Origin of the sequence: Janthinobacterium sp. SUN073 (genome assembly GCF_030397665.1) — a bacterium.
GTDB lineage: Bacteria > Pseudomonadota > Gammaproteobacteria > Burkholderiales > Burkholderiaceae_D > Janthinobacterium.
Genome location: NZ_JAPUBT010000002.1, coordinates 102,669 through 115,314, shown reverse-complemented (window position 1 = coordinate 115,314; position 12,646 = coordinate 102,669). Strand labels below are relative to the sequence as shown.

The 12,646-nt window shown below is 58.5% G+C and carries 11 protein-coding genes; 4 read left to right on the top strand and 7 right to left on the bottom strand.

Going from position 1 to position 12,646, the window contains the following annotated elements; all coding sequences use genetic code 11:
• Positions 1–194 precede the first annotated feature (194 nt).
• The 4 genes from O0882_RS08500 to O0882_RS08485 form a co-directional block, all read right to left on the bottom strand.
• A complete protein-coding gene (locus tag O0882_RS08500) occupies positions 195–887 on the bottom strand; it encodes a tetratricopeptide repeat protein (RefSeq protein ID WP_289947008.1) in 693 nt (230 codons plus the stop codon).
• 55 nt (positions 888–942) lie between these two features.
• Positions 943–3,039 (bottom strand): bifunctional 2',3'-cyclic-nucleotide 2'-phosphodiesterase/3'-nucleotidase, encoded by a 2,097-nt coding sequence (locus tag O0882_RS08495; RefSeq protein ID WP_289947006.1) that lies wholly within the window; start codon positions 3,037–3,039, stop codon positions 943–945.
• 113 nt (positions 3,040–3,152) lie between these two features.
• Complete coding sequence (locus tag O0882_RS08490) at positions 3,153–4,199, bottom strand: hypothetical protein (RefSeq protein WP_289947005.1); 1,047 nt, start codon at positions 4,197–4,199, stop codon at positions 3,153–3,155.
• Positions 4,200–4,291: 92 nt separating this feature from the next.
• Positions 4,292–4,936: a hypothetical protein gene (locus O0882_RS08485; RefSeq protein ID WP_289947004.1), complete on the bottom strand. Its 645-nt coding sequence runs from the start codon at positions 4,934–4,936 to the stop codon at positions 4,292–4,294.
• 558 nt (positions 4,937–5,494) lie between these two features.
• Here O0882_RS08485 and zigA point away from each other — a divergent pair.
• From zigA to O0882_RS08465, 4 genes are read left to right on the top strand one after another with little or no spacing between them, the layout of a single operon-like run.
• Complete coding sequence (gene zigA / locus O0882_RS08480) at positions 5,495–6,721, top strand: zinc metallochaperone GTPase ZigA (RefSeq protein ID WP_289947003.1); 1,227 nt, start codon at positions 5,495–5,497, stop codon at positions 6,719–6,721.
• Between the two features lie 19 nt (positions 6,722–6,740).
• The gene (locus tag O0882_RS08475; protein WP_289947002.1) at positions 6,741–7,739 is read left to right on the top strand and encodes a GTP-binding protein; all 999 of its coding nucleotides are present in this window, start codon (positions 6,741–6,743) and stop codon (positions 7,737–7,739) included.
• Positions 7,736–8,524, top strand: coding sequence for a hypothetical protein (locus tag O0882_RS08470; protein ID WP_289947001.1), 789 nt, complete (start codon positions 7,736–7,738; stop codon positions 8,522–8,524). The genes O0882_RS08475 and O0882_RS08470 overlap by 4 nt, the downstream gene beginning before the upstream one ends.
• Positions 8,525–8,568: 44 nt before the next feature.
• Positions 8,569–9,087 (top strand): GNAT family N-acetyltransferase, encoded by a 519-nt coding sequence (locus tag O0882_RS08465; protein WP_289947000.1) that lies wholly within the window; start codon positions 8,569–8,571, stop codon positions 9,085–9,087.
• 13 nt (positions 9,088–9,100) lie between these two features.
• Here the strand turns inward: O0882_RS08465 and O0882_RS08460 are convergent, their stop codons facing one another.
• The 3 genes from O0882_RS08460 to O0882_RS08450 form a co-directional block, all read right to left on the bottom strand.
• A complete protein-coding gene (locus O0882_RS08460) occupies positions 9,101–9,526 on the bottom strand; it encodes a transcriptional repressor (RefSeq protein ID WP_070218730.1) in 426 nt (141 codons plus the stop codon).
• Between the two features lie 200 nt (positions 9,527–9,726).
• Positions 9,727–10,938 (bottom strand): SO2930 family diheme c-type cytochrome, encoded by a 1,212-nt coding sequence (locus O0882_RS08455; protein ID WP_289946996.1) that lies wholly within the window; start codon positions 10,936–10,938, stop codon positions 9,727–9,729.
• A gap of 82 nt (positions 10,939–11,020) precedes the next feature.
• The gene (locus O0882_RS08450; protein WP_289946995.1) at positions 11,021–12,499 is read right to left on the bottom strand and encodes a parallel beta-helix domain-containing protein; all 1,479 of its coding nucleotides are present in this window, start codon (positions 12,497–12,499) and stop codon (positions 11,021–11,023) included.
• Between the last annotated feature and the right edge of the window lie 147 nt (positions 12,500–12,646).

Below are 12,646 nucleotides of genomic sequence, written 5' to 3'. Positions count from 1 at the left end.
ACGACGCTCACCTTGGCGGGTCCAGAGTAACAAATTTCTAAAAAGCAAATTCAGCGTGCAATTTCGAGGCTGGCAACAGCCCGCCGCCTCCACGGAAGCAGCTAGACCATCATAGCCTCTCGGCAAGGTCCAGTCCAACACGATTGACCCAGCGCAAAGCGTAACGTGATTTTCTGGCGCGCTAGCGCCTTGGCTTAAAACTTGTTCCAGTTATTGTGCCGGTGTTCCGTCGCTTCCTTCATCAGGTGGCCTGCGCGCAGGGCGTCGTCCGCCTGCACCGTCATGGCCAGTTCCTGGATGGCGGGCGGGTACTCATGGTGGGCCGCTTCTTCCAGCAGTGCATGGCCCTTGGCCAGGTCGCGCGGCACGCCGCGGCCTTCGCGGTAGGCGTTGTACAGCAGGAACATGGCATGTGGATTGCCCAGTTCGCTCGATTTTTCCAGCCAGCGTGCCGCTATCACGGGGTCTTGCGGCACGCCTTCGCCGTTGGCTGCCAGCAGGCCGAGCATCAAGGCCGCCTTGGCATGGCCTTGATGCGCCGCTTGCCGGTACCACAGCCAGGCCTGGCCGGGCGTGGCCGCGCGCCGCATTTGCCCCAGTTCGAAGGCCGCTTCCGTATCGCCGGCACGGGCCGCCTGCTCAAACAGACTCAGCGCTTCGGCGCGGCGCTCGGGACGGGCCTGGTAAATCAGCGCCAGTTCGCGCTCGGCGACGGGCATGTCCTTGCCGGCCCAGCTGCGGACCTTGCGCTCGGCCTGCTGATCGCCCGCCTGGCGCGCGTGCATGGCGACGGCTTCGATTTCCGCCGGCGTAGGTGGCGGCGATGCCTGGCAGGCGGCCAGCACGACGGCCAGCACGACGGAGGGGAGGGAGAGTGCGTGTTTCATCTGGACACCTTTCATCAAAACAGGCCAGCACATCCTTTGTGCCGGCCCCTGGACCTTATTTGCTCAGGTCGATGCGGTACTTGGCGAAACCGCTGGCGTCGAGCCCGCCTTCGGCCGCCACGTTGGCGATGCCGCTGCCTTGCGCCAGCGCCAGGTGACCGGGTGCCGAGCGCAGGATCACGGGACCGGCCGTGGCCGTCTTGACGAAGCTCCAGCTGCGCGCGCTGCCATTGCTTGCCAGGGTCACCTTGCCACCCTTGGTGCTCAGCGACGCCAGATAATTGCTGACCACGGCCTGGTTCGCATCGGGCGACTTGATGATGGTCTTGCTGCCATCGATGCCCGGTACGGCACCGCCGCCACCGGCGCGGTAATCGTTGGTGGCGACGATGAAATCATCACCATCGGCCACGGCTGCGCCCTTGTAGGTGAGGTTGACGATGCGGCTGCCCGGCTTTTTCGTCACGTCGATCTGGTACGTGAGCGCATTGTTTTCCGCATAGAACACGTCGTAGTTGTAAATCGTGCCATACGACGGTACCAGGTCCTGTTCGGCCGTGGCGCTTGGGTCGATCTGGCCAAATTGCTTGGCCGACGTTTCCAGCCACGCCTTCAAGTCCGCGCCCTTGATTTTCACGGCTTGCAAGTTGTTGTTGCTATATAAATACAAGTCGCCCGGATTGCGCACCTGCAAGCCGATTGGCGCGGCCGGCGTCGCACCTGCGGCCACGTCCGTAAAATCGGATGGCCCGTTGCGGCCAGCCTTGAATGGCGCGCTGCACGAGATGACGGGGATGTTCTTGTAGCTGGACAAGGTCGCATCCGTGCTGGTGGCGATGAAATTCTTCACGTAGTCGAGCTGTGCCTGGTTCACCAGCTGGATGGCGCTGACGTCGCCCACCAGCGCGAAGTAGGCGGACATTTCGAAATCCGTGCTGATGCCCAGCGGCTGCTTGGCATAGGCGATGGTGGCAGCGTGTTCGGTGGCCACCAGCGGCGCGATGGCAGGGTCGGCTTTCACCAGAGTCTTGCCATCCGTATACTTGAAGCCGCGCGATTCCACCGTCGTCTTGGCCGGCTGCACCACCCATTTACCGCCTTGGTACGCCAAAGTCAGCTTGATGATGCCCAAACGGCGGCCCCAGCTTTGCGCCATGACGGTGGGCACGCCGTTCACGAAACCATTGACGGCGTCGATCTTCGCGCTGGCGGGGAAGGCGGCAAACGAGGCGTCCAGCGCGGCTGCGCCTTCTTCCTTGCCTTTCGGGAAGATCAAGTGCGAATGGCCGATCATCAGGGCATCGATGCCCGTGCTGGTCAAGTGATAGCTGCCGTTTTCCATCTTCGGGCTGTAGGCGCTCGTGTCCAGGCCGCCATGCGACAGGGCCACGACGAGGTCGGCGCCCTTGTTGCGCAATTCCGGCACATATTGCCTGGCCGCTTCCTGCACGCCCGTCACGCTGACCTTGCCAGCGAGCACTTTTTGATCCCATTCGAGGATTTGCGGCGGCACAAAGCTCAGCACGCCCACATTGATCTTCACGCTCAGCTTGCTGCCATCGGGCGCCGTGGCGGCGAAATCGCGGGGCAGCAGGGTGTAGGGCTGGAAGATGGGCTTGCCGCTGGGCACGCCGACGACATTGCTCAGCACGGAAGGGAAGGCGGGCGCGCCGCAAGTACCCGTCGGCTTGGCCACGCCGGGTATGCCGAAATCCGTGTTGGTGATCTGGCTCAGGTAGGGCAAGCCATAATTGAATTCGTGGTTGCCCATGCCGCCCGCATCGTATTTCAGCGCGTTCATGGCCTTGTGCACGGCCAGCGTGCCGCTGCAAGGAACGGGCGCGGCCACGGCTTGCAAGTCGGCCAGCAGGGTGCCCTGGATGACGTCGCCATCGTCGAGCAGCACATTGTTCGGATTTTCCGTGCGCGCCGCCTGGATCAGGGTCGACGTGCGCTCCAGGCCCAGGCTGGTGTCTTCGGCCAGCGCGTAATAGTTGTAACTCAAGACGTTCGAGTGGATATCGGTGGTTTCCAGCAAGGCCACCGTGACCGTCGTGCCTTCGGGAATGACCTGCGCCGTCGTCGAACCGCCGTTGCAGCCGACCAAGCCCACACTTGCCAGCGCTGCCAGCATGACCCAATTTGTTTTCATTACCGCCCTCGGAAAGATTCAAAGGACGCGACTGTAACGCGGGGATATGACGCCACCATGACAGTGTGGCAGGGCGCATGGCGCCACGCTGGCGCGCCATGGGTGAGTCGGTCTCAATGCGCCGGCAGTTTTTTCAGCACTTCATTGCTGAAGTAAGGTTCATCCTCCACCCAGAAAATATAGTCCAGGCCCAGGTAATTGCGGGCAAAATTGAGCAAATCTTCGACCGAGTTTTTTTTCCCGGTGCGGGGATTGATCTGGCGCAGATTGCCGTCCTGTACGGCCATGCCTTTGACCAGATCGGCCGGGTAGTCCTTGATGAAGCCGTAGCTTTGGCCCATATGGCTTTTTCGATACGGCATCAGGTCGGGGCCGCCCACGCCCATCTGCAGCGTTTGCGCTTGCGCAAACACGCTGCGCATATAGCCCTTGTCGGTCCACGGCAGCCATTCGCCTGGCAAAAAATTCAAATACACCATGGTGGTGGTGTGAGGAAAGGCGCCGGCCAGCACCCGTATGTTTTCCTTGATGGCATCGACATACTGTTGCGGTTTGAAATCATCGGGAAAAATCGTATTTCCTTTACTGTCCTCGACGCCGATGTCGATCGAGCTTTCGCTGAAATTAATGCCCTCGATTTTCCCGTCGAATTCCTGGCCCAGCGCCCGGATCAAGCGCTGGTAGCGGTCGCGCACCGGTTGTTCCCACATCTTTGGCGACCAGCCGTATTCATCATCCGTCACCGGTTTGTGCGGGTCGCGCTCCGGCGCCGAGAGCATGCTTTGCTTGATGATGCCGCCCTGATACAGGGGATCGCTGAGCAAATAGGCCGGCACATTATGGCGCGGCGTGAAGGATTTTTCCTGCAGTTGTATCCACAGTTTTTTGCCGATTGAATCGAGATAGGCGATGTCGTGGCGGATCGCCGCAAAATCATACCGGTCCTGTTGCGGTTCCAGGCTGCGCCAGGTGTAGACGATTTGCGCGCCACGGAAGCGGGGATCGTTTAACGCTTTATCCGAGCGGATGTTTTCCCCGTTCAGTTCACGGTGATTAAAGTAAAGATAGTGCTGGATCGGCTTTTTTATGTCTGCGGCAATGGCACTGCCCATCATCAAAACAAGTAAGGCAAGAAGCCTTGTGGAGTTACGTAAGAACATCGATTCCTTGGTGATTGTGAAAATTTAACTGTGGCAAGATGGAGTATCTTCACGCGCCATGCAAGCACAATTGATCAAGCGCGCCAAAAAATCTAATTTTGTATCAAATCTATATTTTCTGATGAGTTTTTGGCTAATACGGGATTGTTGCTATTATTTAAAACCCAGGGAACAAGCTTGCCATTTTCAATAATTTCTTTTTTGGAATAGATTATACTAAAATAATCCTGTAGTTTGTTGTTGTCTGTCGGCAACGGCAAATTTTTCATATCTTCAGGGATATCTTCGAAGTAATACCTTGATTTTTCCAATGAAGGATACTTCTTCAGCAAATAATCATTCACGGTATATAGCTCATAATCTCCAGTAAATAAGTCTTTTGTCAATATTCCTGTAATTGTAATTTCATTGATATGTTTTTTTAAATATTCAAAATTCTCTTTTGTGGTCGAGAAGTCGGATTGTGAAATTGTGTTATTTTTCGACAATTGCCTGACAACAGAAAGCCGAACATGATCGCCATTGATCTCTATTACTTTGAAAATGTAATAATCCGTTTGAATGCTTTGGCTTCCACCATTAATCCCTGTTTTTTTGTTGAAAATAAAACTTCCAATTTGCAATTTATGCTCAGGGCTGTTAATGGTTTGTTTCCATATATACGGGTTGTAAATCATTTGCTTAAAAGCATATATGGAGATGAGAGCGAGCAGGCTTATTATCAGTATTTTTTTCATTGGACTAGGCGAGAATAAAATATTTAAGAGCGGCTTGCTAAGGGCTAAGTAGGTCGTGGGAAATTATTGTGAAGTTATGACGAACAGAACCGGCGCTCTGCAAGGCGCCAGCTGCGACGCATTGCGAGCACTGCTAGCAGCGGGCAACACCGCAGAGCACCGGTTATGGAAGTCAGAAATCACAATAATTTATTGCGACCTACTTAGTAAAATCGAAGCCAGCCGATGTGATGCTCACGCGGCCGCGCGGCTGAGAAGCACGGCTGTATGTCTGCACGAGGGGCAAAACCAGTCTTCATCGCATCATCCAGGGGCTGTCGACAACAGTTCAGCCTTCATGCGCTTACTTCGATGGCATCGCCGACGAGCTCGCACTCTAGCACGTCGAGGGCCGGGATCCTGATCCTGCTGGTAGCGCATGGATTCCTCTTTTTCACGGTGGCAGGCAAAGATCGCCATACAAATGCAAGTTAGTTGCATTATAATTCGAAAACGCAATTCATTTGCATTAATGCGACCATCGCCAACCCAGCAACTCAGCCAGCCGAAGGAATCCCCATGCCACAGCGCAAACTCCCCGTCACCGTCCTGTCCGGCTTTCTCGGCGCCGGCAAGACCACCTTGCTCAACCACATACTGCGCAACCGCGAAGGCAAGCGCGTGGCCGTCATCGTCAACGACATGAGCGAAGTCAATATCGATGCCTCGCTTGTCAAGGACAGTGCGGAGGCGGCGGGCGCGGCCCTGTCGCGCACGGAAGAAAAACTTGTAGAAATGTCGAACGGCTGCATCTGCTGCACCTTGCGCGACGATTTGCTGCTGGAAGTGCGGCGCCTGGCGTTTGAAGACCGCTTCGATTACTTATTGATCGAATCGACGGGCGTGGGCGAGCCGATGCCCGTGGCCGCCACCTTCGACTTCGAGGACGAGCACGGCGACAGCTTGAACGACGTGGCGCGCATCGACTGCATGGTCACCGTCGTCGACTGCGCCAACCTGCTGACGGATTTCCACAGCGAAGACAGCCTGGAGCAACGGGGAGAAACGGCGGGCGAGGGCGACGAGCGCCAGCTGGCCAATTTACTCACGGAACAGATCGAGTTTGCCAATGTCATCGTCCTCAACAAGGTCGACATGGTGGCGGCCGACGAGCGCCTGCGCGTGCTGGCCATTTTAAAAGCCCTCAATCCCGGCGCGCGCATCATCGAAACCAACCAGTCCATCGTGCCGCTCGACGCCATCCTCGGCACGCAGCTGTTCGACCTGGAGCAGGCGGCCGCCATGCCGGGCTGGGCCCAGGAGCTGGCTGGCGTGCACACGCCGGAGACGGAAACGTATGGCATCAGCAGCTTCGTCTACCGGGCCAGGGAACCGTTCCACGCGCAGCGCCTGCATGAGTATATTTCGCAGCCGATTCCGGGCGTGGTGCGCAGCAAGGGATACTTTTGGCTGGCTGGCCGCCCCGAATGGGTGGCCAGCCTGTCCGGCGCGGGCAAGCTGATGAATATCGAACCCGTGGGCCTGTGGTGGGCGTCCGTGCCGAAGGAACGCTGGCCCACGGATGCCGCCTCGCTGGCGGAAGTGAAGGCGGGCTGGAGCGAGCCATATGGCGACCGCTACCAGGAACTCGTCTTCATCGGCCAAGACATGGACCAGGCCGCCATCGAGGCGGACTTGAAAAAATGTCAACTCAACACCACGGAAACGCGCCAGGGCATGGCCGCCTGGCGCCGGCTGCCCGATCCGTTTCCACTATGGCAGCGCATGGAAGAACTGGAAGACTAACCTGGAACAGGAATACACCATGACAGAACTGATCCCCGTCACCATCATCACGGGTTTTCTCGGCAGCGGAAAAACCACCTTGCTCAAGCGAATATTGCAGGGCGATCACGGCGTGCGCATCGCCGTGATCGAAAATGAATTCGCCGCCGAAAGCATCGACCATGGCTTGCTGGTGCAGGACAGCGACGAGCAGATCGTGGAAATGAACAATGGCTGCATCTGCTGCAGCGTGCGCGGCGACCTGATCCGCATCCTGGGCGAGCTGCACGCGAAACGCGCGGCGGGCACGATCGCCTTCGACCACGTGATCATCGAAACGACGGGCCTGGCCGCGCCGGGCCCCGTGGCGCAAACCTTTTTTGCGGAGCCTTCCATCAGCGAGTGCTATATGCTCGACGCGATATTGACGGTGGTCGATGCGCGCCACGCGCAGCAGCAATTAACGGCGCACAGGGAAGCGCAGGAGCAGGTGGGCTTTGCCGACCGCATCCTGCTGTCGAAGACGGACCTGGTCAGCAAGGACGCGCTGGCCGCGCTGCGCCAGCGCCTGGTCGCCATCAATGGCCGCGCTGGCATCCAGAAAGTGCGCTTCGGCAATGTGCCGCTGCGCGACATCCTGAACATCCGCGGTTTCAATGTGAACGCCATCGTCGAGCTGGAGCCGGATTTCCTCGGAGAATTGGGGCACCGCCATGGGGACGGCGTGCAATCGTTCGTCTACCACCAGTCCCGGCCCCTCGATCTGCTGCAGGTGGAAAACTTCCTCGATGCTGTGGTGCAACTGTTCGGCAGCCAGCTGATGCGCTACAAGGGCATTTTGTACGTGGCCGACTTGCCATGCCGCGCCGTGTTCCAGGGCGTGCACATGCTGATGGGCTCGGAACTGGGCGCGCCGTGGCGCGATGATGAAACGCGCGCCAGCAAGATCATTTTTATCGGCCGCGACTTGCCGCAGGACATGCTGACGCGGGGCCTGGACCGCTGCGTAGTGGACAGTCCGGCTCAGGCGGCCGCATGAGCGTGGAAGCGGGCTTGCCCGCCCTGGCGCTGATTTTCCTGCTCGGCATGCGGCATGGCCTGGAACCGGACCACCTGGCCGCCGTCGACGGTCTCACTTTGCGCAGTCAGGTCGCCCATGCGCGCTGGACACCGTGGATGGGCGCGCTGTTTGCGCTGGGGCATGGCATTTGCGTGCTGCCCATCGTGGCCGTGGCGGCGCTGGCCTCGCGGCAATTTGCGCCATCAGAGGTGGTCTTCGGCTGGCTGGAGTGGCTGCCCATCGCCTTGTTGCTGCTCATCGCCGGCATGAATGCGCGCAGCTTGCTGGCCGGCGCGCAACTGGCCGAGGTGCGCGGCCGGCTGCTGCCAGGCTGGCTGCGGGGCGTTTCCGGGCCGCTCGGTGCCATCCTCGTCGGCATGCTGTTCGCGCTGGTCTTCGACACGGCCTTGCAGGCGGCCGCCTGGGGCTATGCGGCCGTCGCGCTGGGCGGCATGGGGCCAGCCTTGCTGACTGGTACGGTGTTTGCCGTGGGCATGGGCGTGACGGATACCTTCGATGGCTGGGTCACGGCAAAGGTCATGCGCACCGGCAAGATTGATATCGTGCGGGCGTTCCGGCGCCGCCTGGGCTGGCCCATCGTCGCCATCTGCGTGGCGATGGCCGCTTACATGGCTGCCGGCAAGCTGGAACCAGCCTGGTCCCTGCCGGAAAGCTGGACGGCGGCGCTGGGCGCGGCCATGCTGCTGCTGATGGCTGCCCTGTACGGCTGGACCTTGCTGGGCTTGCGCCGCGTGCGTGCGTAAGGGAAGGGCGTGGGTATAATGGAAAAAAACTGCCGAGTCCTCCTATGCCCGCACCCGATATCGTCATCCGCCTGCTGACGCCAGCCGACACCACCGCCTTTTGCGCGCTGCGCCTGCGCGCCATCCTTGACTCTCCCAGCGCGTTTTCCTCGTCGCGCGAGGATGAACTGGTGCGCACGCCCGCAGAACACGCGCAGCGCATCGCCGGCGGTTCCATGCAGCGCGGCTTTGGCGCCTTCGATGGCGATCGTCTCGTGGGTTTTGCCGGCCTGCGGCGCGAATCGCTGCGCCAGCTGTGGCACAAGGCCTTGCTGTGGGGCGTCTTCGTCGATGTGCATCAGCGGGGCAAGGGCATGGCGCGGCGTCTCGTGAATGCCTGCATCGAACAGGCCGAGACGGACCCTGCCATCATGCAGGTGCACTTGAGTGTGAATGCGGAAAACAATGCCGCACGGCAACTGTATGAATCGCTGGGATTTATCGCGTATGGCACGGAGCCGCGATCGATGCGCGTGGGCGACTTGTTTTATGACGAGCATCACCTGGCCTTGCTGCTCAAGTGATGTCAGAAAGGTCTTACTTGCAGCGCGGGCACAGGCCCTTGATCAGGTAATCGACTTCGCCGCCGCTGAAACCTTCCGGCAGAAGCACGGGCGGCGGCAGCTTGACTTCATTGAAGCAGGTGACGTTCGCGCATTTGGTGCACTGGAAGTGCGCGTGTTCGTGCGCCTGGTGGCCCGCACCGGCGCTGAAGCGCCAGACCTGGTCGGCGCCCGCGATGCGGTGCACCAGTTCATTTTCCGTCAGCCATTCCAGCACCCGGTACAGGGTGACGGAATCGATATCGCTGTCCTGCGACAGCGCTTGCTGGATTTCATGGTGGGTCAGCGAACGGCTTTGCGCCATTAAAAAGTCGAGCACCTTCACGCGTGTCTTGGTGACGCGGGCGTTGGTGTTGCGGATCAGCGATTCGGCGTGCGGTGTGGAAGATGATGTCAACATAATAAGCCTGCTTGCGGGGGATCGGCTGGCGGCGTCATCGCCGTGCCCGTTGCCACCCTCTAGGCCGTATCTTAGCATGCGTGCTCACAAGCATGAAGCCGCGTCATGCTTTGAACGGCCAATTCAGCATGCCGGCGCCGCTGGCATGCCCGGGGTAGAGGGCAGTGCCAGCGGGCGCGGGACGCGTATCACGCCATGGCTCAGGGCACCGAACATTCGGCCTTGGCCATGCCCGCGATCCATGCGCTCAACATGGCGTTCGCTTCCGCGTGATTGGAGGCGCGCCCGATCACCGGCATCACCGATTCTGAATCGGTATGGCTGGTGCGGTACAGCAAGATGGAGGTTTCAGGCGAGCCCGGTACGATATCGTACTGGTAGGGCAGTCCCGGGCCACCGTATGCCAGCGGCTTTTTACAGATGCCGCGCTTGATCGAGTCGATCAGCGGATTGGCTGTCTGGTTAAAGCCAAGCAATAGTCCGCTTTGCTGGGCTTGGCCAGTGGTGGAATGACAGTGCGCGCAGTTTGCTTCCAGGTAGCCCTTGGCGCGGGCATCCAGCGTTTGCGAGGCATCGCTCCAATCGACCGCCTTGGGTGCGGCCGCAGCGCTGGTATAGCCGCTCAGCAAACCGAGGTCGTTGAGATTGTCGAGCTGATTTTTTGCTCCCGCGCCATACAGATAAGTCTTGTTGAGATTATGTGCCTTGGTGCCTATCGGCAGCAGTGCGCCCCCGCCAGCCGAGGTGGTGGCGTGGCATTGCTGGCATTGCTGTGCGCTGGGTACTTTATAGCTGATTTTCTGACGCGATGCATTATCGCTGACCAGCTCTACGCGTTTGACGTCGCCGCCAATTTTCAGGGATGCGTCTTTCTGATCGTCATCCCACACATAGGGCAGGCCCAGCCAGCTGCCATCGGCCTGCTTGACCAGCAAGCGGGTTTCTATCAGATGGTTCTTGCTCAGGTCGATGGAGTTGCCCTGCACCGCTTGATGGCTGACTGCCTGTGCCCCGATGTAGCTGGCATCGCTGCCTGTGGCCTTCGGGTAATAAAAAGTCTTGACGATGACCGAGCCATTGGGAAAAACAAAGGGGTCGGCGCCATTGCCGTTATAGGTAATTTTGCCACCCTTGGGCAGATAAATGGCGCGCAACTTGCTGGAATAATCGGAAAACAGGGGGCTGTTCAGATCATACGCCACGGTAGCGGCATTGAGCCGCATCAGCTTGCCATCGCTCTGCACCAAATTCCAGCTGGATAGTTTATCCGGTGCGGTGGTGCGTTCAAAGAGCTTCACCTCGGACGCAAAGCTATCACCCTCGGCAGTCTTGCCGCCGCCGCAGGCGCTTAGCAAGCTCATGGCAAACATGAGGGGGAAAAGTGCGGCAAAAAATGTCAATCTGGTCTTCATATCATGGACTCCTGACGAGCAAAAATGGATGGCAAGCACACTGCACCCTGTGGCGCGGGCACGCGCAGCGGCCCTGGTTTGCTTACTTAATGATCGGAAAGGCTGGAATGGCTGGCAGCGTCAATTGACAGTTCATGCGCGGCGCGAAAGGAAAGCTTGGCTGTAACAGTTCGGCAGGTATGCCGGCAATCGCTTCCGGCGGTGTTTCTCCCGCCTCGACCGAGGCGCCCAACTTCAGCCCGATGAGATTGATATCCAGCGTCTCATAGGAAATCACGGTGTCGATGACGGGGGTATCGAGCGAGGTATTGTTCTTGATGCAAATGCGGCTGTCATCGCTGGCCACGCCACCGATGCCCAGGCCGCCCATGCCGGGCAAGGGTAGCAGGCCGCTACTTTTTGCCGGATCGAGTATGCCGTCCCACACGCCATACGGCAGCAGCGTCGGCAAGCCATTCGATGCCAGCTGCGCGAACAGGCCATCGACCAGGGGTTTGAGTTCCGTCTTGAATGCGCCGTCCGGCGCATAGCCCGATAGCGAGATGGTATTGCCGTAGGCATACAGGCCATGGATGAAGGGATTGTAGTCCGGGTCGTTGATGGCGAAACCGGTCGCCTGATAGCTCAGCGCCAGTATGCTGGTGGTCTTATGGTTCTTGATGACATTGTTTTTGATTTCAGTATTGTCCGCCGCCAGCACCATGATGCCGGTACCGACCGGCACCGATGTGACAAAGCCCGTGGCATTATCGGCGACCGGCGTATTGTTATCGTGGATATTGTTGTTTTGTATCAAAACCCCGGAACCTTTTTTAAAGCGATAGGTGCCAGGCAGGGAGAACACCAGCACGCCGCCCGTGTTGTCATGCAAATCATTGTTCTCCACGATGGCATTGAGCGAGTTTTCTATTTCCACGCCTGCCACGTTCAAATACACTTCATTGTTGCTGACACGAATATTTTGCGATTGTCCGACATAGATACCCGCATCCTCCGAACCGACCACCTTGCTGTTCCTGACGATGATATTGTCGGAGTTGACCGGGTAGAGGCCATACGCCATTTTTGACGTTTTGGTCGGATCGGTGGTCCACTCTGCGCGCAAGCCATCCATGGTCACATTGCTCGACGCTGAGACAAACACGGCATTGCCGGCCGCATCCTCTACCGCGAAATTTTTCAGCGTAATGGTCTTGACATTGCTGACCTGCAAGCCGTTACGGCTGCTGGCGTCCTTAAAGGACAAAATGGTATCGCTGGCCGGATTGCTGCCGCTGCCTTTGCCGATAATCGTCACGCCGCTGGTGTTCATGATCAAGGGACGGTCAAAGTGGAATTTGCCGGCCGGAAGCATGACGGTGGAGCCGTCCTTGAGACGAAACAGCAGATTACTCATGTCGCTGTCATTCATTTGCGCTGCCGTGACGACGACGTCCAGTGTCGGCGGCGCCACGGCCTCGACAACGGGCACGCTGGAACTGCCGCCGCAACTGGCCAGCATGAGCATGGCGGTCGCACAGGACATGGGTTGAAAGTGGCTGAGGCGCGCTAGTTTGTTCATGCAATGTCTCCCTTGTTGTATGGCGGTTTTTATCTTTTTATCCATATTTATGCGATGATTATAGTTCTGCCCTTGACTTTCATTAGTGACAGAATTGGCCTAAATATGTGCATTTCATGCCAAATTTCGGGAGAAAAAATGTTGCAT

What these genes read in the sequence shown, in the direction of transcription:
- O0882_RS08500 (WP_289947008.1), bottom strand. Translation starts at nt 887, where the DNA reads ATGAAACACGCACTCTCCCTCCCCTCCGTCGTGCTGGCCGTCGTGCTG.
- O0882_RS08495 (WP_289947006.1), bottom strand. Translation starts at nt 3,039, where the DNA reads ATGAAAACAAATTGGGTCATGCTGGCAGCGCTGGCAAGTGTGGGCTTG.
- O0882_RS08490 (WP_289947005.1), bottom strand. Translation starts at nt 4,199, where the DNA reads ATGTTCTTACGTAACTCCACAAGGCTTCTTGCCTTACTTGTTTTGATG.
- O0882_RS08485 (WP_289947004.1), bottom strand. Translation starts at nt 4,936, where the DNA reads ATGAAAAAAATACTGATAATAAGCCTGCTCGCTCTCATCTCCATATAT.
- zigA (WP_289947003.1), top strand. Translation starts at nt 5,495, where the DNA reads ATGCCACAGCGCAAACTCCCCGTCACCGTCCTGTCCGGCTTTCTCGGC.
- O0882_RS08475 (WP_289947002.1), top strand. Translation starts at nt 6,741, where the DNA reads ATGACAGAACTGATCCCCGTCACCATCATCACGGGTTTTCTCGGCAGC.
- O0882_RS08470 (WP_289947001.1), top strand. Translation starts at nt 7,736, where the DNA reads ATGAGCGTGGAAGCGGGCTTGCCCGCCCTGGCGCTGATTTTCCTGCTC.
- O0882_RS08465 (WP_289947000.1), top strand. Translation starts at nt 8,569, where the DNA reads ATGCCCGCACCCGATATCGTCATCCGCCTGCTGACGCCAGCCGACACC.
- O0882_RS08460 (WP_070218730.1), bottom strand. Translation starts at nt 9,526, where the DNA reads ATGTTGACATCATCTTCCACACCGCACGCCGAATCGCTGATCCGCAAC.
- O0882_RS08455 (WP_289946996.1), bottom strand. Translation starts at nt 10,938, where the DNA reads ATGAAGACCAGATTGACATTTTTTGCCGCACTTTTCCCCCTCATGTTT.
- O0882_RS08450 (WP_289946995.1), bottom strand. Translation starts at nt 12,499, where the DNA reads ATGAACAAACTAGCGCGCCTCAGCCACTTTCAACCCATGTCCTGTGCG.